This is a genomic window from Pseudomonas sp. Ag1 (genome assembly GCF_000278565.1).
Classification (GTDB): Bacteria; Pseudomonadota; Gammaproteobacteria; order Pseudomonadales; family Pseudomonadaceae; genus Aquipseudomonas.
In genome coordinates, this window is sequence record NZ_AKVH01000109.1 from 197575 (window position 1) to 219342 (window position 21768).

At 51.5% G+C, this 21768-nt stretch carries 27 protein-coding genes; 12 read left to right on the forward strand and 15 right to left on the reverse strand.

Features of this window, described 5'->3' with window-relative positions; all coding sequences use genetic code 11:
- Positions 1–432 precede the first annotated feature (432 nt).
- Together A462_RS34365 and A462_RS0132695 are read left to right on the forward strand one after the other, a co-directional pair.
- On the forward strand, positions 433–744 hold the full coding sequence (locus A462_RS34365) for a hypothetical protein (RefSeq protein WP_157222857.1): 312 nt from the start codon (positions 433–435) through the stop codon (positions 742–744).
- The gene (locus A462_RS0132695; protein WP_238544263.1) at positions 744–962 is read left to right on the forward strand and encodes a hypothetical protein; all 219 of its coding nucleotides are present in this window, start codon (positions 744–746) and stop codon (positions 960–962) included. The genes A462_RS34365 and A462_RS0132695 overlap by 1 nt, the downstream gene beginning before the upstream one ends.
- Positions 963–998: 36 nt before the next feature.
- Here A462_RS0132695 and A462_RS06415 read toward each other — a convergent pair whose 3' ends face one another.
- The 3 genes from A462_RS06415 to A462_RS06405 form a co-directional block, all read right to left on the reverse strand.
- Positions 999–1550, reverse strand: coding sequence for a restriction endonuclease (locus tag A462_RS06415; protein WP_008438053.1), 552 nt, complete (start codon positions 1548–1550; stop codon positions 999–1001).
- Between the two features lie 67 nt (positions 1551–1617).
- The gene (locus A462_RS06410) at positions 1618–1836 is read right to left on the reverse strand and encodes a hypothetical protein (RefSeq protein WP_008438054.1); all 219 of its coding nucleotides are present in this window, start codon (positions 1834–1836) and stop codon (positions 1618–1620) included.
- Positions 1837–2037: 201 nt separating this feature from the next.
- Positions 2038–2481, reverse strand: a complete 444-nt coding sequence (locus tag A462_RS06405; RefSeq protein WP_008438055.1) for a hypothetical protein — start codon at positions 2479–2481, stop codon at positions 2038–2040.
- A 280-nt stretch (positions 2482–2761) separates the two neighbouring features.
- Between A462_RS06405 and A462_RS06400 the strand changes: the two genes are divergently transcribed.
- On the forward strand, positions 2762–3457 hold the full coding sequence (locus tag A462_RS06400; protein ID WP_157222858.1) for a hypothetical protein: 696 nt from the start codon (positions 2762–2764) through the stop codon (positions 3455–3457).
- Positions 3458–3589: 132 nt separating this feature from the next.
- Here A462_RS06400 and A462_RS06395 read toward each other — a convergent pair whose 3' ends face one another.
- From A462_RS06395 to A462_RS06380, 4 genes are read right to left on the reverse strand one after another with little or no spacing between them, the layout of a single operon-like run.
- On the reverse strand, positions 3590–4180 hold the full coding sequence (locus tag A462_RS06395) for a hypothetical protein (RefSeq protein ID WP_008438057.1): 591 nt from the start codon (positions 4178–4180) through the stop codon (positions 3590–3592).
- Between the two features lie 43 nt (positions 4181–4223).
- Positions 4224–4694: a hypothetical protein gene (locus A462_RS06390; protein ID WP_008438059.1), complete on the reverse strand. Its 471-nt coding sequence runs from the start codon at positions 4692–4694 to the stop codon at positions 4224–4226.
- Positions 4695–6971: a Mov34/MPN/PAD-1 family protein gene (locus A462_RS34980; RefSeq protein WP_008438062.1), complete on the reverse strand. Its 2277-nt coding sequence runs from the start codon at positions 6969–6971 to the stop codon at positions 4695–4697.
- Entirely contained in the window at positions 6968–8143 is a 1176-nt protein-coding gene (locus A462_RS06380; protein ID WP_008438063.1) for a hypothetical protein, read from the reverse strand. The genes A462_RS34980 and A462_RS06380 overlap by 4 nt, the downstream gene beginning before the upstream one ends.
- A gap of 122 nt (positions 8144–8265) precedes the next feature.
- Here A462_RS06380 and A462_RS06375 point away from each other — a divergent pair, with 122 nt between their 5' ends.
- From A462_RS06375 to A462_RS06365, 4 genes are all read left to right on the forward strand, one after another.
- Positions 8266–9126, forward strand: a complete 861-nt coding sequence (locus tag A462_RS06375; protein WP_032899716.1) for a helix-turn-helix transcriptional regulator — start codon at positions 8266–8268, stop codon at positions 9124–9126.
- 57 nt (positions 9127–9183) lie between these two features.
- Entirely contained in the window at positions 9184–9975 is a 792-nt protein-coding gene (locus A462_RS06370; protein WP_008438067.1) for a hypothetical protein, read from the forward strand.
- Between the two features lie 58 nt (positions 9976–10033).
- Positions 10034–10930 (forward strand): ComEC/Rec2 family competence protein, encoded by an 897-nt coding sequence (locus A462_RS33795; protein WP_008438068.1) that lies wholly within the window; start codon positions 10034–10036, stop codon positions 10928–10930.
- Positions 10931–11291: 361 nt separating this feature from the next.
- Positions 11292–12458, forward strand: a complete 1167-nt coding sequence (locus tag A462_RS06365; RefSeq protein WP_008438069.1) for a restriction endonuclease — start codon at positions 11292–11294, stop codon at positions 12456–12458.
- A 962-nt stretch (positions 12459–13420) separates the two neighbouring features.
- Here the strand turns inward: A462_RS06365 and A462_RS35320 are convergent.
- Complete coding sequence (locus tag A462_RS35320) at positions 13421–13807, reverse strand: DUF7693 family protein (protein WP_008438071.1); 387 nt, start codon at positions 13805–13807, stop codon at positions 13421–13423.
- Between A462_RS35320 and A462_RS06350 the strand changes: the two genes are divergently transcribed.
- From A462_RS06350 to A462_RS06330, 5 genes are all read left to right on the forward strand, one after another.
- Positions 13806–14345 carry a 3'-5' exoribonuclease gene (locus A462_RS06350; RefSeq protein ID WP_008438072.1) on the forward strand — a complete coding sequence of 180 codons (540 nt, stop codon included), beginning with the start codon at positions 13806–13808 and terminating at the stop codon, positions 14343–14345. The two genes, A462_RS35320 and A462_RS06350, sit on opposite strands and share 2 nt — an antisense overlap.
- Positions 14335–14736: a hypothetical protein gene (locus A462_RS06345; protein ID WP_008438073.1), complete on the forward strand. Its 402-nt coding sequence runs from the start codon at positions 14335–14337 to the stop codon at positions 14734–14736. The genes A462_RS06350 and A462_RS06345 overlap by 11 nt, the downstream gene beginning before the upstream one ends.
- Positions 14737–14813: 77 nt before the next feature.
- On the forward strand, positions 14814–15182 hold the full coding sequence (locus tag A462_RS06340) for a histone-like nucleoid-structuring protein, MvaT/MvaU family (protein WP_008438074.1): 369 nt from the start codon (positions 14814–14816) through the stop codon (positions 15180–15182).
- Positions 15183–15238: 56 nt separating this feature from the next.
- Positions 15239–15673, forward strand: a complete 435-nt coding sequence (locus A462_RS06335) for a hypothetical protein (protein ID WP_008438075.1) — start codon at positions 15239–15241, stop codon at positions 15671–15673.
- 162 nt (positions 15674–15835) lie between these two features.
- A complete protein-coding gene (locus tag A462_RS06330; RefSeq protein WP_008438076.1) occupies positions 15836–16330 on the forward strand; it encodes a GNAT family N-acetyltransferase in 495 nt (164 codons plus the stop codon).
- A 204-nt stretch (positions 16331–16534) separates the two neighbouring features.
- On the opposite strand, the gene A462_RS06325 is transcribed toward A462_RS06330, so the two are convergent.
- The 7 genes from A462_RS06325 to A462_RS06290 all read right to left on the reverse strand — a co-directional run bounded on the left by A462_RS06325 (position 16535) and on the right by A462_RS06290 (position 21515).
- The gene (locus A462_RS06325; protein ID WP_008438077.1) at positions 16535–16726 is read right to left on the reverse strand and encodes a hypothetical protein; all 192 of its coding nucleotides are present in this window, start codon (positions 16724–16726) and stop codon (positions 16535–16537) included.
- Positions 16727–16956: 230 nt separating this feature from the next.
- Positions 16957–17559, reverse strand: coding sequence for a DUF262 domain-containing protein (locus tag A462_RS06320; RefSeq protein WP_008438078.1), 603 nt, complete (start codon positions 17557–17559; stop codon positions 16957–16959).
- A 15-nt stretch (positions 17560–17574) separates the two neighbouring features.
- On the reverse strand, positions 17575–17868 hold the full coding sequence (locus A462_RS06315; protein ID WP_008438079.1) for a hypothetical protein: 294 nt from the start codon (positions 17866–17868) through the stop codon (positions 17575–17577).
- A gap of 299 nt (positions 17869–18167) precedes the next feature.
- Complete coding sequence (locus A462_RS06305) at positions 18168–18980, reverse strand: inositol monophosphatase family protein (protein WP_008438103.1); 813 nt, start codon at positions 18978–18980, stop codon at positions 18168–18170.
- Between the two features lie 37 nt (positions 18981–19017).
- The gene (locus tag A462_RS06300) at positions 19018–19305 is read right to left on the reverse strand and encodes a hypothetical protein (RefSeq protein WP_008438105.1); all 288 of its coding nucleotides are present in this window, start codon (positions 19303–19305) and stop codon (positions 19018–19020) included.
- A gap of 205 nt (positions 19306–19510) precedes the next feature.
- Positions 19511–20149 (reverse strand): hypothetical protein, encoded by a 639-nt coding sequence (locus A462_RS06295; protein WP_008438107.1) that lies wholly within the window; start codon positions 20147–20149, stop codon positions 19511–19513.
- A gap of 178 nt (positions 20150–20327) precedes the next feature.
- Positions 20328–21515 carry a tyrosine-type recombinase/integrase gene (locus tag A462_RS06290; protein ID WP_008438121.1) on the reverse strand — a complete coding sequence of 396 codons (1188 nt, stop codon included), beginning with the start codon at positions 21513–21515 and terminating at the stop codon, positions 20328–20330.
- Positions 21516–21768 lie beyond the last annotated feature (253 nt).

A 21768-nucleotide genomic window follows, 5' to 3' on the forward strand; every position in this document is an offset into this window, starting at 1 on the left:
GATCAGAAACAGCACGGCCAATGTGCCAACACCAGACGGGCGGTGGTGCGAAGGGGTACACGGACTGGGTTAAAGCGACTGCTTAGCTGTGAGGAGCCGTCAGAACTACCAACCACCACAAGGATTTGTCCTTGGTTTGCGGGGTTCAGAGACGACGGCCATTCAAATGCTGGTCAGTAGAGGGAATACACCTCCCCTGGTCTATTTCGGTTCCGTCTGCGGGGACACAAGCGCGAAGACGAAATGCTTGTCGAAGAACTGGAGGCCCCAGAAGCTAGCGTCATCGTCTTCCAGTATGAATTTGTAGACGAATGTGGCGTTGTTGAGCTCTACCCGCGTGGCGCGCGATAGTAGAAGCTTAATCGGCGCCCCGAGCTCAGGCGTAACGGATTGTGCCGGGATAATTTGGATTTCTGCGTCTGGTCTAAGAATTTGGGCACTTTGCTGCCAATACAAGCCTCTGACAATGCGCTGAATGACTCTGCTGTAGGCTTCACGGTCAAACGGAACGGCGACCAGTGGCTCGACTACGGCATTTCCGAAGCGGTGACCATAGCCGCGTTCCTGTTTGGTCAACACCTGTTGGGCAAGCCTCATATTTTTACCGATAGTTCCAGCGAGGGAGTCGATTACCTGATCTGGATTTTCCCTGTACTCAACCCGATGATCAGCTTGAACTGCTCATCATCAGCGCTACCTGCATTGTTGCAGTGGGTTGCTGTCACGCGACGACCGGGTTGTTGATGGGTATCGATGTCTTGCGAAGAGCGGGCAGCAGCGCTCAACTGGTCGGCGCAGTGAACGTTACCGCGATCAATCTGGGAATCATGCTGGGATCTATGGCCGGAGGATTTTTGATCGACCACGTCGATCTTAGATATATCGGTCTGCTGGGGGGAAGCTTTGTGCTGCTGGGGTGGATCGTTCGTACCCGATTACAACCGCTACCTCGCATGAGCTAAACCTCGGAGTGATGTCGAGGCTGTTCTGACCGATTTCTAGCTGAACATCTCGTTGACCTCCGTAGGAGCACGGCCCAGCGACTTCATCGAGATGCTTCCGGCGTCATTTTCACTGACGTACCAGAGCGCAAATTTCGGCAGGTTGAGCCAAGCCGGTGGCTGCGTCGCGACTGGGTAAGCTGAGCGGGTTTCGTAGGTGGCGGTACCATTTATTATCGAAACCAGAGCAATACCGTGGGCTGTTGCATATTTTATTGCTCCGGATTGAAACCCCGTGGTGGTGAACAACATTCCTTTATGAGCGCCGACGGATCGCACCTTGTCGTGCAGTACCTGAACCAACTCCCGCTCGACTGCGTTCCGGTATTTTTTGCACTCAATCAGCACGATAAATTCGGCCCCTGCAAAAGCCTGGAATTTCGCCAGCACGTCGATCTGGTAGGTTGAGTCGTAGGCCTCGACCTTCACGTCGTGCTTGACCTCCAGCGATGTTAGTTCACCTCCCTGTTTGAGGATCCAGTCTCTGACCAAGAACTCGAATTCAGTGGCGCTAATTTCGAGGTTGGGATTCGCCATTGGTGGGAACATTCTTTTCCTTATCGTTCAGTCGAATTGGCGGTGCGCGGTAGGTGCGCAGGACTCGGGGTAGCAGCACCTAAGACTGTCGAATCCTCAAAATGGAATCGGTGATGGCTTGAGCATTTGCGTCCAGCGCTTCCATGGCCGACATCGCATGAGCGGCGACGCTTCCCACTCCATTTTCTGAAAGCCACTTGGTTATTTCTTCTATCGCTGCACCTAGTGCGTGCTGGTTATGCAGCAGCAATGTCAGAGTGTCCGCCGTGGCGATCTTGTAGTCCGAGGTATCTGGCATGTCAGTCTTCCTTGAGAATGAGCCAGAGAGCCTAGTTCATCTCATCGCTGGCTCAAACGGTGCGGGTAGTCGTATAGGTTTGCCCGATGTTTTGGCAGAGCATGACCTGGGCTGACAGGGGGCCAGGAGGCTGCACTCACCGTATGTGCTTGCCCCGCCGTGCTGGTCTGTGGAGCACACGCTGGGTAATACACCCGAGATTCAGGTTTGCGTACGAAGCCACGCTTCCACTTTTTGCAATCTACCAACCTCGGAAAGCTTTGACCTTCCTATATCTAGAATCTCAAGCAGTCGCTGCCTTTCAGCTCGAGAGGGGAACCAATCATCAATCTCGACGCTGCAGTGGATGGACTCACTCAATGCCCATCTAACGATCATGTCCGCAGCGGCTCGGTAGTGATTGGCCATGAAAAGACGTCGGCCCTCCACAGACCAGCCAAGGTCGCCAAAATAGTCGGTGGTGTCAGGATAATGAATGCCTGCCAATGACACCTTAGCCACCCCGGATTCCCGGTCAAAATACGAAAGGAAATGCCACCCACCCGTGGTGCTTCCTGGATGCGGAAAATTGATGGCGGCTTTCCCTGTTATGTAGTGCTCGCGCGCGACACGTTTGAGGTCAAAGTCGAAAAGCGGCTGGGCCATGAGGGCTTTCCTGAATTTTTGAGCGCCGATTCGGTTAAGCGGAGCACACCCCCAGTTCGTGGTATAGCGGCCCATAGAAGGGTGGAGGATCGCGTTGTTCTAGTTGATGTAAATCATACCGTATTAAAAAGCGTGTGGCATATCTCTACGCATTGAGAAGTATGCTGCGAACGAACAGGTAACGCTCGAAAAATACCAATGAAAAAACATTGTAGTTTCGCTAAGGAATTAGTGAGTGCCGCCGATGATATATGTTCACTAATTAGCTAAGGGTCTGTGCGTGTCTGACGGTATATTTTCTGTGATCAAGAGTGTTTTTCCCACGTTCGTGGCTGGAGCTAAAGATCTACAGCGTTCCATAACTACTCCGACCGAATTTTTCAAAGATATGAAGCTGCGCAATTACTGGTGTGCGCAAGCCAGCTTGATCGGGCTCGTAATGGCCGTTGCGTTATCACTACTAAGCTTTCCATCGCTGAAAGGGATTGGGATAGAGCTGAGTAAAGACTTTGTAGCCGTCATGGTTGTCCTGAATTGCATGCTCCTGATCCTCTATGGAGCTTGCTTCTGGTTAGGCGCACGTTTCATGTTTGGAAAGGGGTCGCTGTTTTCTACGATCAACTCATTTTTTTATATCTCGATTTGCCTAGTCTTCATGAAGATCGCTGAGATGCCAGCGCTGGGTTCGAGAATGACCGCACTGGCGCAGAGCTGTGAGCTTGGGGAGTTTGGAGCGAATGTCACTGCAGCGATATCCGCAAGTTCTGTTTCCAGGACGTCGAACTTTTTAATCGGCGTATTTTACCTTGCATTTACCGTTTGCTCGGTAAAACTCCAGCGAGGCGTCAATGTCTTCGGTATCGTAAGGGGAGTAGTGTCCGCGATTTTCGGAATGGTATTCTTAAGTTTAGCCGTTATTTATATCCAAGAGCCAGCAGTGTATGCAGTGGTCTGCGGCTACTTAGGCGAAAAGTGACTAACCATGTTTTGATTGGTTAGCTAGCTAGCGTTACGTCCCAGTAGATCAGCGATTAAGATAACTCATATTTAACTGTACCATGGCTGGTTGTTTCTTTGCGTCAACAGCCATGGAACGGTTATCGAGGATTCAGACCAGCGGGCGTGGCCCGAATTCTTCTTCAATCCTTTCACCCCATGCTGAGTTTTCAGGTTTGTTAGCGGCCCCTCCTACTATTCTAATAGCGTATGCGCGGCACACCTCCAAAAGCGAGGGCGGGATGTATTCCAGTATCTCTTTGTATTCTTTGTCGTCCCCGTCACGGTATTGGTACATATCAGCGCACCAAAGATCGTAGACCCAGGCACTAATTTCCTCGTCGCTTTGCGGAAGGGCAACCAATTCTTTGACGAATTTGTTCAGGTGCTGACGCTCCCTCTTGGAAAATCCTCGCGTGGTTAGGCTAAAAAACTTTAAAGCCTTTATAGCTGGTCTGACTCTCCAGGTGAGCGAATCAAGTGACTCTGGGTCTCGCATGATCGGCACTAGCTGATATGGGTTGAGCAGCTCACCGGTATCTGTTGCCACGGAGTGCAATATACGGTCAAGGTGGAAGCTTCTACGCTCACTGCGCATGTGGCAAAAGGCATCAATGGTTTTATCAGTTTCCTTGCAGGGATCAGATATATCCCTTTCTGTGATATTACCTGCGCCATCCTGGTACTTAATGCGTATGTGCACTGTTGCTCCTGAAATTCTGTCCTGGGCTGTAAAATGTTACTGTTCAGCTATTGTCAGGCGGGGAGCGAGTCTCGGAGGCGCGGGTCTTATCTATCCCCCACACTGCTTTAGCTACTTCTTCAATTTTCGCGACAAATTTATCGACGTTGAGCCCTGCGATGAAAGCTAGCGCGAAGAAACCAATTTCACTTGCGTCAGATTTAGAGCTGGATTCCAATACCAGCAAGCCCGCTTTGAGGAAAAGATAACTAACGGCACCAGCAATCACGCTCGTAATGGGACGGATGAAGTACCACGCATACCAGTCCGTATCCCACCTTTTGTGGACGCATTTGTTCAAGTACACAGCCCTGAGGCAGTAAAGGCAGCCCCCCACGCAACCAATTGCACCACACATCAATGGAATCCGTAGCACCTCATAAGGTTGTGCAAGCCAACCTAGCGCCATTGCGCCTATCGAGTAGGTCGCGATGAACAGCAACAGCACAAGATAGCCTACGATCAGAAGCAGCACTTAATAGTCCTTCAATTGGTCGGAGCACGTTCCGATAGTAACTGTGCAATCAGTTTCGCCCATGATGAACATGACAACTGGCAAGCCATCGTTGGCCATGGTCAGGGCTAAGGATGCTAGTAGATTCATGTCGTTGGAGCTCGGGCGTGACGAGTGCTTGGGCGGATGCGAATGCCAGTCACCGATATAGTCGACGATCCCGGCTGTTTTCCGACGCGAATCAAGAAGCACTTCTTCCTGGCCCTCGTACCCTCGAATGAAGGAGGTGGGTGTAAAGACGCTATCTGGAGGGGCAGGCATTCCTTTGACTATATTGATAGTTTTCAACTGATGGTCGGTGTATCCAAGCAATATCCCACCTGTTTCATTGGGTAGCGCCTGGCTTCTCAGGTTGCGGAGTTGTTCAATAAATCCTTGATCCCACCGGACTGTCCAGCCGTCTGACCGTGCTTCCTTTGATTCGGAAATGGCTATCTCATGCGCTGCGACGCCGCCGGTTTCATCGTTTACATCCCATACACACGCTCGCGCGCCCGATTTGGCTTGGCTCAGCCTTACCTGCCGGCTGAGAAGTGATGCGTGGAGGCGAATCAGTTCGACGGAAAGCCTGAGGGAAATATCTCTGCACCCGTTCCCGACCCATTCACCTTTGCTGTGTCCATCAAGATGAAGTTCTCCCCACTGCGACTCAAGGATTGCACGGTAGTATTGGGCTTCAATGCTCGATATCCGAACGCCCCTGTCGCGGTCTTCGAGAAGCAATACTGAGCTTCTACCTGAAGGTGTGAGGAAAACGCTTGCAGTACGGGGTGTTCCATCACGCTCACCTAATTCCCTCGGTACATGCAACGTCGTCGTGGCGTCCACTACTAAGCTTGCGTTGCTTAGTGCTGCCGAGACATTCACATCTTCGTCGACAACGCTCGCGTCAATCGCCATATGCGGGGGTTGTTCGGGGAATATTTGATCAAGAATGCGTTTAACGGCTCGGACTTTCGGGGATCCGATAGCAGAATCCGAAATGATGTGCCTTGCTAGGTTGTGAGGCATAGCTTGGTCAGGATCTATCAAAGTCCACTGACCCCAAGACTCTCTCGTCCACGTTTCCACCATGGAGCTGCCGAGAGCACCTACCCCAGCGATCACTCCTTCGAAATCCGAATCCGCAGATTCCAGGCACGACAATGAACGGATGAGTGGCTTATCGAGCTTATATCGAAGCTGGGTTGGCAAAATTGAAATAGCTTTCCATCGCTCCTCTAGCGTTTGGCCTATGAGCTCAACGGGACTCCAGCTTCCTCGGTATTCATCATAAAAAAGCAACCCGCAGGCTTCACCCAGATGGAGCAGGGAATTGGTAACCCAATAGGCGAGGTCGTCAACCTTGTCCACTGTCCCGTTCCTGAGTCTCGGAACCGATAGCAAAATAAGAACGCATTTTGGACGCTGTTCATTGGATGAAAGATCAGTGACCGAAATCAACTGCTTGATTGCTTTGGTAAGCTCGTCAAAAAAGGAACCGCCACGAATCGCCACCCATTGGTCAAGGTCTCCCAGGGTCGCTGGGAAGCGCTCGACGCGCGAGCTTTCAACAGGCGGTAAATTAACGCGAAGAGTAGGGACACCCTTCATTCCACATGCCGTTGCTGCATTCGCATCTACATAGTAGCCAAGGTAAGTGGTGACCTCAGTGCTACCGGACTCGGCTTCTGCAAGAACCAAGCGGCGAGCAGGGTTTAATGATTCCTGGGCGTGTTTGGCGGGCAAAATAATTTGGAACGATGTGTTGAAAAATAATTGCTCCAAAGGCTGATCGCCGAGATGAAGCGAATTTTCGGCTGATTCCCGCAACCACCAGAGCACCCTCGCGAGAAACTTTTGAGGAGTCCAGGAGCGCTGAATCTCTGACCATGTGCTGTTGTACAAGCATAAGGAAAGTGGCTCGCCGGTACGGGTGTAATTTTGATGGCCTAGAACAGGGAACTCACTTCTTAAAGCCCTTACCCCAACAGGTGGGTCTTCCTCCGCGTTCACAGTGAGTGCTAACCACTCCTTACGCAAGATACCGTTTGGGTTGTGGGCCCCAACCGACCCGTCTCCGGCCTTCACCACAATTATCTCGGTTAGGCCTGTGCCGTCTGATAGCGACCGGACTTCCTGGATCTGGAAGTATTCATGCCTTTCGCATGCTCGATAGATCTCGACCGACAAGGGAAGTGTCAGTGCCTGCGCTTCATCTTCGAGTGGGCTGCCCCACTCGATGAGACTGAGGCTCACTTCTTGGCTCCTGCCCGAGGAGCCGCCGCTGCCACAGCGCTGCTCGCTGCCGCGATCCCTACAGCTGCTCTCACCAAACCCGATGATGTGACCTCAAACCGGATCGTTTCTGGTTTGGCCTTGTCGCCGACACATAGAAAAATCCCGTTGACATCGTCCAGAATGGACTCGTACTCCCGCTTAGCTCGAATGCAAGGCGGGTCGTTTTTGTCATCGACCACCTTTTTGCTGCTGGCGACAATGATCGCGCCCTGACGAGCTTGACCCAACGCAGATCTTGCACCCTCGGATACCTCTGCATCTTCCCCATAAGTCGACCAGCTGTGGTGCGAAAGTGCGTGCCACGAACAGTGGTGCGGAGCCTGGAGCAGATCGTATTCCAGCACTTCAGGAGTTTCTTTGTAACGTTCCCAGATTCGCTCCCAGATAGAGGTATGGGCATCGCCACCAGTCAGAAAGCGAGTTTTATTTCGGCTGAATGACGACGGAGCCAACTCGATACACAAAATCACACTTGAGTGATTTTTCGAAAGAGTCTCTTCTGTCTCGTCATCCTGCTTGGGCATAGGTGCCAAGAGTTTTGCGCTGAAGAAGTCACCGTAGGTATGCCCGCCAATGGTCGAGAACGTCTCACCTGTCTTCACTAGGATGGGTTGGATGTGGTCGGTTTTGCCTCCTTCATCCTCACCGAAAACTCGAACCCCATTACCAACCACTGCGTAGCCAAGCTCCTTCCAGCGAAGGACTCGGCGCCTTGCTTCAACGTGAAAGGCGTGGGCGTCGTCACACAGTGTTAGGCCGAGCGAGTTACGTCGCCGAAAAATCATAGGAGACGACCACATCTCACGAATCACGATTCGCTTTTCAGCTTGCGGCTTTTTATCGTCCGGGTAGTCCTCAATCGGCCCAAGCCAAAAATGCTTGCGCACGCCGAGGCAGTGATCTTCGTCAGGATGGCTGAGAAGAAACGCATCCACGTAGGGGCGTTGGTCAGCATCTGTGAGCAACTGCTTCCTCAGCTCCCCCGCAACATCCGGCGTCTCATCCTCAGGATCATCTGCCGCTTGGCGAATCCGGACGTCAATGATGATGGTAGTGGCATCGGCGTTAGCCAGTCGCACCATGGTCATGTCGCCGTTACCCACCGGGAAAAACGCAATTTGTCCAGCCATGGTGCACACCCCCAAAAGAAGACGCGAATCGTCGTGATGGCAATACGGTACTCATAAAAATTAGATGAGTCTAGTTTTTAGTAGTGTTACCATCGCGCCATTCATTGCACTAGGCTCAACAGATGACTGACCACCCACCAAAAAAGGCAGGCCGCTGGGGCCAGATGCGCCGTTTGGAGTTCATTGACTTCAGGCTTTTGTGGGAAGGACGGGTAAATCGGGCTGATCTGCTCGATTTCTTCGGAATTTCTGCTCCGCAGGCTTCTTTAGACTTCGCTAGTTACTTGGAGCAGGCGCCAGGAAATGCAGTCTATGACAAGAACGTAAAGGCCTATGTGGCCACGGATACGTTCACCCCGAAATTTGCTCCCGACGACGGTTTGCGCTATTTGGACGAGCTTCTCGCACGGGAGATGGGCGTGATCGATGAAGCAGAAAGCTTCATCGGTTGGGCGCCTCCGATGGATTCGGTGCCCAACCCTATCCGTCTAGTCGATAAGCCGGCGCTTATAAAAATTCTTCGAGCCATTCAGCGGCAGGAAGCGCTTGAGATTAATTACCAATCGATGAGTGGGCCAGATCCAACCATCAGGACTGTCGCGCCACATGCTTTAGGGTTCGATGGCTACAGATGGCATGTGCGGGCCTATTGTTTTAGACGTAACCAACACATAGATTTTGTTCTCGCAAGAATACTTTCGTTGGTTCCGAAAGACCTGCCGTCTACACCACCGTACGATAAGTTATGGCATACCTATGTACAGGTGGTAATTGGAGCTAACCCTGAGTTGGACGAAGGGCGTCGTCGTGCCATTGAGTTGGATTACGGTATGCAGGATGGCCAAATTACGTTGACCACCCGTCAATCTCAGCTTTGGTACCTTCTACAAAAGCTTGGTCTAAGGAACAACAATCCTGATCCTAAAGCACAGCAACTGGTACTTCTCAATCAGCCAGAGTGCCAGCACTGGTTAGGTGAGTAATCTAGCTAGTGCACAGTGATTCAGGCCGATATTTGCAAATCTACTGATGGATTAAACATGGTTGCGATATTAGAGTTGGTGAAAGATCCCTACGAGCGAAAGGCTAGAGTGATACCAGGGCTGCTGGTTTCACTGCCGCTGCTTGTGCCCTTACTGTGCGTTTATGGTGCTAAACATCCTGTACTCACCAGTGTCATTGGACTGCTGGGCGGGTGTGGTGCGATCTACGCGTTGGCGAGCGTTGCGCGTGGTCGAGGAAAAAAGCTGGAAGAAAAGCTGCTAAAGAGATGGGGAGGAATGCCTACGACTTTAGCCTTGCGGCACAGTGATAAATTCCTGGATAGCGTCAGCAAGCAGAGATATCACCAACAGATATCGTCAAAGCTGGGAATTGATATGCCGAGCGAACAGGATGAAAAGTCGGATCCTGCTAGAGCTGATGATATTTATATTGGCGCGACCAAACGCCTCAGGGAATTGACTCGTGGCGATAAAAATCTTCTGCTGAAAGAAAACATCGCATATGGCTTTCACCGCAATATGGTCGCAATGAAGGCCGTAGGAATTCTGTCTTGCCTTTGCGGATTAGGATATGGCGGACTGATTGCGGGAGTAATTCGGATAAAACCGCCTCATTTTGAGCCGATTCATTTGGCAGATCCAGGGCTTGCAGCAGGGCTCACAATTCTTATTTCTGGGTCACTTTTGATGGCTTGGTTATTTTATTTCGACAAGGATGCTGTAAGGCGGATGGGTTTTGTGTACGCGGAACGTCTGTTCGAGTGCCTTGGTTCCCTACCCAATCCGAGATCAAGAAAGAAACCAGCACAAGCCCAGTTGGAGCCCTAGGCTCCTACCGATTTATCTTTAATACAAGTAGTCAATTATAATTATGCAGGGAGGCAAAATGCCTACGATAAAAAGCTTGTCCGTTGGTAATGGCGATATGTTCTACATCCTTCATGGTGGTGATAACTTTACTATGATTGATTGTAATCTGAATGCTGGGAATTCTGATGAGATTATCGCCGAACTCAAGGAGGTATCTAAAACCAAAAGTATGCGACGCTTCATCTGCACTCATCCGGATGAGGATCACTTCAAAGGTATCGAGAAACTCGATAAAAAATTTCCTATAGCGAATTTTTATTGTGTAAAAAACAAGGCTCAAAAACCGGATCTAACGGATTCGTTTCTTCATTATTGTGCCTTGAGGGATAGCGGGAAGGCTTTTTTCCTTGAGAAAGGTTCAAAGCGTAAGTGGCTTAATCAAGGCGATGACGACCGTGGATCTTCCGGGGTTCATGTTCTTTGGCCGGATACCTCTAACGCAGACTTTAAGGAAGCTTTGCGTAAATGCGATGCTGGTGAAAGCTTCAATAACGTGTCCTGTGTATTGAGGTACTCTGTAAAAGGAGGGGCAAGCTTTCTTTGGTTAGGTGATCTCGAGACTGACTTCATGGAGAGCATTGTAGATGACATCGAACTGGAAAAAACAACCGTCGTATTCGCCTCTCATCACGGTAGAGCATCCGGTAAGATTCCAGACTCTTGGCTCGAGAAGCTTGATCCTCAAATCATTGTAATCGGTGAAGCTCCATCGCGGCATCTTCACTACTACACCGGCTATAACGTTATTACCCAAAACAAAGCAGGCCACATTACGATGGATTGCGTAGATAACATGGTTGATATCTATGTAACGAACGAAGAGTATGAGCGCGATTATCTTGAGGATCATGGGAAGCGAGCTTACCCAGGATATATTGGCTCCTTAGAGGTCGAGACTGAATACACACTATGACTCATTGGGCTACGGGAGGTATCCGCTGAATTTGGCTGCACCCTTTGGTTCCATGTGTAAGCCGACCGGGAGCCTAGATATCCAATCTGTACGGGCTAAGCGCATCTAATTAGCGCGTGGTTTTTCGGAGGATTTCAAGCGGGACTGCCAGATGAGAGTTTGCGGCCTGAGGCGCCCCGTTGCACTGATAGACCGATTCAAGTCTGCTGTCGTTGGATTTTGTGGGACGGAGTACATCTGTACTCCCTTACAATCCATGCCTCTTAGAGTCTAGATAAATGGACGTGGTGATAGCGGTGAGCTATGTTCGCCTACGATTAAGCGCGGAACCGCGCGACGACTCAGGAAAGGAATCAGCGCGATGATTTATCAATGCAATGGATGCAACAGGACTACCTTCGAGATCGCATGCCCCTGGTGCATGGGCTCTCAAGTTTCACCGTCATCAGAGCTCACGTTGCGACACCTCACGCCATTGGATCCTTCGTTTTATCCCGACTTTCAATACAGATCCAAAGGCTTGATTCAGGACTTCTTCGGGAAGAAGAAGGAGCAAGCCCAGCTCAACGATCTTTTGAACAATGTCTTGAGAAAGTACGCGGAGCTGAAGCAGCCATACTTCACGAACTTCATTCACACCACTCGCGAAAGCGCAGGTAGTAGCGATGAAGCAGGCGTACCCGGCCCACGGTTGGATGGTGTGTACAGCGAGAGGGAGCTGTTCAGGGAAGTCTTGATTCGCAAAGGCTTTGACGAACTTGAAGGTCTTCCATCGCTATTGGACAAGCTGCTGCAGACCACAGCCTTCAACTCTGCCTATCTAGGCTTCTCCAGAGAGCTGACCCGCCACATTCGGACTGACCTTGCCGACACATTACGTTCTTGGATTGAAGAGGCAGGAACGACGTTCAGGTCTGACTTGGCTCTGTTCTATTACTACCTTTGGGAAAATGACGTAGCTTTCCCCAATGTTCAATTCAATCCCCAGGCAGCGTCGACATCTGGTGTGCCGCTCCTCCCGATACAGGTTTTCCGGAATGGCCTGAGCCTCTGCGAGGAGATTTATTTCGATATTCTCGTCGAGCGTCTGGGATCTCAGCTGGAGCATTTCAATCCGAACCAGTTCATCACCATGTACCTAGTGGATGCCATGGATGGGTTTCAATTTGAAGCCTTCCTTGTTGAGATTTTCCAGACCATTGGATATGACGTTAAAGAGACCAAGAAGACGGCTGACCAAGGTGCTGATCTATTTGTAAGCCGCTTCGGCAAAAACATGGTGATCCAGGCAAAGAACTACTCGGGCTCCGTAGGCAATGCGGCTGTGCAGCAAGCCATCTCCGCAAAAGCCTTTTATGGGTGCGACGAGGCCATGGTAGTCACGAACTCCTACTACACGAAATCAGCGAAGGAGTTGGCCAGCACGGCAGGCGTGCGTCTAATCGACCGGGATGGGCTTCAGAGCTACCTGGACGACTACAATCAAAAACTGATCGAGGTCTTCCAGGCCGAGGAAGAAAGTGCTTAGGTCTGTGTCCGTTAACGTTCGTGAGCACAATCGCTAGGGCTGCATCTTGCGTAGTGTTCAAAATAGAAAGCGACATGTCACGGGCACAACTCAGTGAATAGTCGTTTCCAGCCACCGGAGGAAGCGTGGGGAATCTGATAGCATTAACGCGGGACAACCTGCATGAGCTCGAATCCATCGAGCGACTCGCCGCTTTTCTTGGTGCCGCCCGCTTTGGTGCTCTGGCTTTGCAGTTAGCGTACGAATATCCAGTCAAAACTGACGAGCCCTATCTGTCTATACGGAGAATGCATCAAAGCTCCGTCATAGGCGCGAGTGAGGCGCTATTTGAGGCGCTATGCGTCGTTTGTGAGGTCGTCATTGGCTGAATGCCCGAACTGCTGCGGGTACTTTCATATCGTTGTCGACACGAGAACCGTACGACCGTCCCCTATGGGCTTTGGTTAACTCTTCTAGAGTGGGCAAATGCAGATATGTCTCTGGTCGATTCTACTAGCCAGTGTGCAACCGATGGGCCCCGGCATCCGGATACCGTATCTGAATTCCAAGAGTTGGTCGCTGACAGCCAAGCAATGCTTGACCAGGAATTTATACTCTCACGTAAGCACGAAGGATTGTCGGTCTGCGAGGCCGTGGAGAGCTTGATCGCACATAGACGGGGCATCCACGATGGCTGGCAGGATGGAAAGTTGGATAAGTAACCTCGAGCGCCGAAACTGGACTCGTAATGCTGCAATGCCCTGGAGATCACCTAAGGCTAAGGCCTATTTGTTTCGTTAAGCTTCGAGGGCAGGGCTATACGAGGCACAGGCATGGCTAAGGCACAGGTCAGAGGCGCTAGGCCTTGGAGCAAGCGGAGCGCGCAGGCGTGAAGGATGGACGCCCGGCAGGGCCGAGACACGACGTGGCTCGGTGCACGACAGCCGCCCCGGTGGGGCACGCCCAATAACATGCTGCCCGACTTAGAGGGCCTTCACCGTTCGGTAAAGATTTTGATGCTCCCATGTCGATAACATGGCAATGGGATCCGTTCCGAATCTATCACCTGAATCGAACGACCATCTCCTCCCATCTGGGCTCACGCATCCTTCGCGATAATCGAGCTCCTCACAGTCGTTGAAGATCGTAATGCTCCATCCCTCGACGTCGACCATGAACATCCCGGCATAGAGCTCGTCCCAAGTCTGAGCGCATACTCTGATCATCGTGCGTCGCCCAAAGATCGCATCGCGCAGTACCTGGCAAACCTCCCTTGCTGCGAGCGCACGCGTAGGTTCGTCAGGGCAATCGGTTAAAGTCATAAAAGAAACCAGCCGGCTTTGATCGTTTAACCAAAGGTACACCGGCATGCATGAACCAGGTACTCACAGGGAGGGGACGATGAAGCTATTTTTAGACTGTGAGTTCACTCGGCTCAACCGAGACACGAAGTTGATTTCGCTGGCACTCGTGTCCGAAGCCGGGCACGAATACTACGTCGAGCTCACAGACACGTACGTGACTGAGGACTGCAGCGACTTTGTGATTCAAAATGTCCTGCCACAGCTCAACCTGGCTGCGCACGGGCAGACCTTGGTCGAAGCTCAATCCTCACTACTTGCTTTCCTGAGCAACCTGAAAGGCCCCCTCGAGGTTTGCTCGGACGCGCCGGATTGGGATTGGGATCTCTTCTGCCAACTGGCCTACGTGAATCATCGTTGGCCAGGTAACGTTGCCAATCGCGCGACTAACCTGATCCTGCTATTCAGGCATCTCGAAGCGGATGATATCGGCAACGTGACGCTCCCGGAACTTCCACATCACGCGCTGCTGGATGCTCGCCTCTTAGCCGACCTTTATCGTCGACTGACTGCCGGTTCCAATCGAGGCACTGAACATGGCAGATGATCTTCGTACGCGTGAGTCTGTTAGGCGCAAAGCCCTTTGGGCACTTTCGCACCTGGTGCCGGGCGACCCACAAGCTGCCGCTATTTTGAATGTGCTTGACGACATTGAAGACCAAGAGCGCGTCGACTTAAACCAGAGTCATCCACATCTCGATATTGATGCTGTCCGCAAAGCCGTCCTGATTGAGCGCCACAGTTCCGGTATCAACATCGTTGACGAGGCCAGTATTCCACAGCCGTGGCGTGAGCGTTTTCTACATGCGAGCATCGGCTCGACGCGCTTGGTCGATGGCCCGTACGCCCATGACTGGGACAAATTTCTGACTCAATGGCAGGCTGAAATGAAGCACTTGGATGCTCACATGTCTGCAAGGCGTGAGCGTCAGCGTTAGGCGTCGGAGGGCACCTTCGATTGTCTACTTTGGATAGTGCTGACTATACTGGCAACACTAAATATCTGAGGTGTTACATGTCCCGTCTCGCTGAATTCCGCGCGCTTGAACAACAGCTTGCTGCCCAATTGGCAGAGCTTGAAACACTGAAAAACGATGATGGTCTGAAGCGTGAGATTGAATTCGAAACGAAACTTCGTGACCTGCTGGGTGAGTATGGTTACAGCTTGCGCAACATTGTCGCGATTCTCGATCCGCATTCTTCAAACCGCCGTTCTCCAGCAGCGGCTGAAACCAAGGGCACCCGTAAAGCTCGCGCTGTGAAGGTTTACAAAAATCCTCACTCGGACGAAGTCGTCGAGACTAAGGGCGGCAACCACAAGGTTCTGAAGGAGTGGAAAGCTGAATACGGTTCCGACACCGTCGAAAGCTGGCTGACCCGGTAAAATATTTTGAGTACAAATTGAGGGCCCTGTGGGGCCCTTTTTTATGGGGATAGGAAATGCTTCGTTCAGCAGCGCTTGAGTTGGTAACGAGCTTCAGGCTGGCAGTCGAGATGGTCGTACAGACCGACGATGTCCCCATGCACATTCAAGGTTTCCCACGCGGATGCTGCGGAATCATTTCTGAGCTCATGGGCGACTATTTGAACACCGTAGGACTTGGCGAATTCTTCTATGTTTGCGGGATGAAGGACGGCGCTTCACATGCTTGGCTTGAAGTCGATGGATTGATCGTCGACATCACCGGAGATCAATTCCCTGACCGACCTAGTATCTATGTCGACACACCAGACGCTTGGTACGGCGAGTGGGAGGAGGACATTAAGCATTTGGCAGTTCATGAACCCTCTGCATTCTTCTATGGGGAGGAGCGCCGTTTTCTAGAACGGGTGCTGGTGCAGCTCAATAGCCGTGAATCATCATTCGTTTCCTGAGCTCGTCATAGGGCTCTTCTGACACGCTCGATGGGTCAGGCAAATCAATGGCGCAGATTTAGCATTGAGGCTCTAAGGTGGGCATTACGGCCCGCTTCATGTGGTGCGTGGAACCTGCAGACCCATTACCATGCCCGCTTCTAGGATCATCGAGGTAATGATATGTGGGCATCTGTATACCGCTCTGCCATCCCTGACGATGCAGCAAATTGCTTTCGCGTCGAGAGCTTAGCTTGGGCTGGCGACGCGAACGCGACCCTGGAAGAATTTCAGGATTGGATTCAACGCAATCCCGAGAACTTCCTCATCTATGAGCATGAAGGAAAGTTTGTAGGCTTTGCTCATTTTGGCCACTCGAATGACGATTTCATTACGGAAGAAGGGTTCAAAGATCAGTGCAATGCTGATGCGAGCGCACCTTGCCTCCACATCAGATCAATCGCAATCGATCCGTTCTTTCAGAGCGGTGAACTAGCAGCACTGATCGCTAACGTTGAGCCCATCGCCGAGGAGCTAGGCAAAAAGTCGATGCACCTGCGTTGCAGAGATCAGTACGTAGACTTTTTCAGGGATCAGGGTTATCGATATATCCAGGCGATGACTTCCGACGAGATCAGCACTTGGCATGAGATGGGAATCAAAAAGAGGTGGGATTGATCACTGGAGTCCATCGCGCGTGCGGCTCAATCGAATGACTGCGTGAGCTCCGCGTGGGTAAGCCACGCAGTTGACTCGGGACGGTAAGCCACTGACGTGGGCGCCATGGTTTCAGTGAGTCGAGCTTACTCGGCCACCTTTTTTGCCGTTCTGAAAGCATGCTAAATGGCGGTGGCTGCAAGCAGGTCGCCTTACACGCTACCGTTATTTATGAACCAGGTCTTTGTATAACTCACGGGCTGCAAGGATCTGATCCCTGAGTTCTTCCGGGTCGATTCTCATGCCGCCTCGTGGTGTCACCTGCAGTGTCTTCAGGCCGTTCGCAGCTTTGATGAAATCTCGTTCTTCCGCTTGAACCCATTCAGGGCGTTTGTCCTTCCAAAATGACCATGCCATTTCGCCTAGCCTCACTCCACGATGGATGGATGGAAGCTAGTATGTGGTAGCCGCAGGGAATGTCCAAGCTAGGTGGTGACTTTGATCATCATGCAAGCGGAGCGCGCAGACCAGGAGGGTCGAAGGGCATGAGGATGGAAGCCCGGAGGGCCAAGACCTGTCGTAGACAGGGCTTGGTTAACGACAGCCGTCCCTGCTAGGGCATGCCACGACAACCGCAGTATCGAATACTACCTCAAGGCGCGCTGTTCAAATGACCGAGGAACAACCCCCTGCGCGCAAAGATCATACGTTTTGCGTAATGCTACCTCATCGCCAGAAGACACCCTCGCGTGGGTAAAGATCGTCGACAAAAAACGCTTCCGTTCGCCATTGCCGAGTTCAGACCAGACCCTTGGCTGACCTTGTGCATCTGGCACCGCAAGACGATCAAGGAAATACTCTTCAAGGCTGTGGAGCCGTTGCTGGCCATCGACCAGAATCTCGCTGTTCTCCGCCAATGCCCTGCCAGTGCTCGCCGGCTCCGACCAGTCGTTTGTAAGGTAGCTTCCCAGGTCTCCCCCTGACCACACAGAGGTAATGAAACGAGCCTGCTGGCCAACGTTCCACTTCACGCCGCGTGCCCACTTGGGTATTGGCATGCCCATGGCAAACCGCTCAGCCCACTGAGATCTATCGCGAGCGGAGGACGGGTCTACCAAATACTTTTCCCAGTGACTTACCAGAACATCAATTGGGTAATGACTGACGGTTGTAGCCAGAACCCGCTGCGGCATCTGGATGCGTAATTTAGACGGTTCGTCGTCGGCATAGCGTTGAAAAATAGAGGTCATGGTTCTCACTGGTGGCTACAAATAGGTGGGGGTGCTGGAGCCAACACGGGCGCATCGCCAAGCGTCGATAATCTCGATGATCAACACATCTCGTTCGATGGAAATGTCGATCTGGTCGCTGTCGATCAGCGCATGTGCGTAGCCCTCTATATAGGCTGCTGCTTTATCAAATGCAGAAAGGGTTTCCGAAGACTTGATGACGCTGATCAGACGTTGCCAGGCACCGTGCTGGCGGTTGCCCAGGATCGTCTTGGGAAACGGAATGGCAGCACTCAAACGCTGTGCGTAATCATCGGTTGGTGGGATCAAAGCGGTTCGCTCAAAGGGAGTACATACCTATGACAAACGGTTGGTTTTGGAAAACCTTGAGCCTGAAGCGATGTTTTTTGAAGAAATACATGTTTGCCCAAATGCGGCAGTCTGGACTGATGTGTTACTGGACTGTCACGTCAGGCAAGCGGAGCGCGCAGGCGCGAAGATGGAAGCCCGGAGGGGCAAGATAGCCATTGAAAATGGCTGGCTTGATTCACGACAGCTGGCCCGAAGGGCGTGCCAAATGCCGGCCTGCATGAATAAGCTCTCTGACTGAATTTGGCATGCAGTCAGCATTACTCAAACACCCTATTCCAGTCCCGTTTATTCAGCTCGCTACAGGCATCTGGTGCTCCACCGAATACACGTCCAGATATCTTCGCCATGGTGGCCTCAGTGATGTATTGAACAGGTGTCCCGTCCTCGCCAATCAGCACCCCCTTGGCACCACTCAACAGCGCATGACCAGCTACGACATCATGAGCGCTAACAGGGTAAAGCGAGATACCACAAACACCGTCTCCTGCAGCAACTTTAGCGAGCCGATATGCAATGGATGGCATGGCGTAAAACTCTGCCGGCGCGCACAGCTGGTTATTGATATCGGGCTTGCCAGCAGCTGCAGCGCTAACCATCACGGTGGACGTCTCGGAAAGCTTTTGATCAGAGAGGTCGACGACGATGCGATTGTTATTTCTGAGCAGATGATCCATACCCTTTGCCCAGGCAATGCAGTCAGAAACTCCCGAAGGCGTAACAGGGGCGTGCACCACTCCAAGGATAGGCTTGCCGTCATGGAGCAAGCCGACGGATATGGCAGAGCCTGCGAGGCCCCTCAAAAAATCGCTGGTGCCATCGTTAGGGTCGACCACCCAACAGAATGGATATCCAGTAAGAATATGGCCTGTTTCCTCGCCCCACCAATCGCAATCCACCAGGGCCAGCAGTTGGGCCCGGAGCAGAACCTCAATCTCGACATCAATCTCTGCTTTGTCTCCTGATCCTCTCCGTCCACCCGGACGTTCGCATTCTTCTGCCAACAAAACGCCGGCTCGCCCCACTACTTCGATCACTTGGTGGAGAATGTGCTGCAGCCATTGATTGGTCATGGGGATCTTCGAGGTTTGAGGACAGGGGGTAGCCTATTTACAGCGTTTGAAAACCTATTTCATGCCGGGTGTATCTGGCTTGAAGTGCTTCGGCGATTTCTTTAAAACCGGCGCTTGATGGGCCGTTTTTCCAGAACCATTGCTTCATATCCTGATAGATCTGAATGTGGACACTGTCGAACCCTCCGCGATGCTCATCGATGTCGAAAGTGTACCTACAAGGATCGAGCTGATAGAGGACGAACTCTTGCAGCCGATAGGCTGTTCCATACATGCCGTTGAATAGGATTTCGCGATGTATTACGTATGGAGACTGCTGCTGCATCGGTGCCTCTCTCTGAGGTGTGTTCGTGAGTGTTTGATGAGCCTTCTGATTTGTCGCGCAACTGGTAAGCGGAGCGCGCAGACGTGAGGATGGAAGCCCGGTAGGGCCAGGACGGCGGCGAGTATCGCCGGGCCTGGTTCACGACAGCCGTCCCGGCAGGGCACGCAAAAGCTGCATTCTCCACTTCTCAGGCCAGCATCAGTGCCTATGGGATAGGCTTGGAACCGGTAGCCGACTCTCGCCACGAATCCAAGTCCTCGTCAAAGAGATCTGGCCCGTCTCGCAGCTGTTCCGGCTCTGCTTCGGGTTCCTCATCAGTTGGTGGCCCGAAGACTTTTTCAGGCGTCCAGTCATCATTAAACAGGAACATCTTGGTCGTGAACTCGAAGATTCCGATTTCGTTGTTGTCAAGAATGTCGCGAACGAACTTTCTGAAAATCCTGCCCCCATCAAAGCCTAAACCTGCTGCGACATCTTTGATAAGTAGGACAGTCCAATCGTCATACATGACACCAGCAGCAATTTCTTCCCAACCGAGATGAAACAGCTCAAAACTCTCACCGACTAATACGTCGTCATACACGACGACGAGCATACCTTTGGAGGCATTCAGCAGCTTCACCGGGGAGAGGAGGTTCAAGATGATCGACTGTTCGATCAAATCGATCACCCTCGTATCAGGTTGACCCTCCCACAGCACAGCGAATTTCTGAATGCCCGTAACATCAAGTGGAACGCAGTCAGGGCCGAACAACTGCTGTGTAGAAAAAATCGTATATGCGCCCTCACCATCATCGTTGTGAGGTTGCTCGTGCTCGGTATAAAGCAAGCGGGAATAGATCATGGCGGACACCGTTTGCGAAGGATTGTCGTATAGAGGGCTGGGCTATGCGCGGGCCAGTGGTACGGTTGGTTGACTGGAGCTTGGAGCGATAGGCTTGTGAATCCGAACATGATGATTAACGAAGTCACCGCCAACCGGCCACGTTCCTTTTGGAAGCTCGTGGCCAGCGATACGCAATTTATTCACGTTCAGTATTTTTACGGTTTGCGGAAATGTAATACGCGGTCATCGACAATGAGCTATGAACCAACGACCTGACGTTAAGCGAAGGAAGTTCTAAATTGTTATTAGTAGATACTGAGTGGCGAATGCTACTAATCGACCGCAGCGCCGGGTCAACATTTGCGTCGCGAAGCCATGAGCGGAAGGATTTGACTAAAGCCCCTGAGTTCATTGGGGTTTTACTGTCGCTACGCGAGGGGAATAGGAAGTCATCCCCGGAAAGTCCGTTTGATTCGATATAACGAATGAGCATTGCACCTACACGTGGAGATAAAACTAACTCCTTGAAATGACCTGAGAGCCTAGTTTTTTGCATTCTAATGTGTACCCCGCTATGCATATCTGTGACTTGGCTTGCCCTCATCATTTGCAGCTCAATGGGGCGGTACTGTGCTAGCAATAATCCAAACAAACATTGATCACGCAGATTGTGCTTTTGCAGGATGGCTTCGCCGATATCATTAAGCTCTTGATGGCTGAAAATCGAGGGGAGAGTCATAGTCTTTTCGCTTCCTGAATTAATGTTGGTGAGATAAGCATCAGAGCAGGGCTGGCATTCGGTATGAAATGCCCTTGAGATGCCTATAGGTTCACTCGGCGGAGAGCAGGAGAAAACTCCATCAGTGAAAGTTGAAAAAGTTAGTTGTTCTTTGAAGTTGCTACTAAGAGTGCGAAAATCTCGTTGGTTAACACCAAAAGACGCACAGGATAAGATAGTCTTCGCGACCATCCAGCTGTCAATTTCGGATTCAGCACCCAACAGTTCGTTCTGATTCGCGAAGCTCACAGTCCATGACGGCAGACCGCTTTCCTTTAAGGCAGATGCCCACGAACGCTCAAGCGCGGGAATGTCGCTGCTAGCCACTTCACTGTCGGTGATGATTAAGAGCAGATTGTCTTGCATGTCGAGTAGCACTACCCCGTTGAGAGCGCCTTCAGCATGGGCTGATTGCAATGTGCTCATGACTGCCGCTAGCTCCAATGCATGCTCGTAGACAACTCCGAAGCGTTGCATGCCGGAGCATTTTAATGAGTCAGGTGTGGGGCTTCTCAATTGCTGGCAGCCGTACTCCTGATAGCTGAGCAAGTTGTTGAGCTTCACAAGGGGGGTGACGGGATGAAGCAGCGGTAACGAAGCACGCATGGCGGTTCTCCTAGCTAGTGACATCAAATCAAGACCAGATATGGCATCCCGTCAAGGGTGATCTCAACAAAATAGCTATATTTATCAGTGGGTTATGAGTATAGAGATACAATACCCATACCGAGAAACGCAACCGGTTGAGTCTGTATTCAAAACATGTACCCTTAGTAGGTATAAATTTTCATAAATCTTGATGCTCCCAAACGTGCCGATAATTTGGCAATGTTGTTTGGATATACGTACCCTCTCAGGT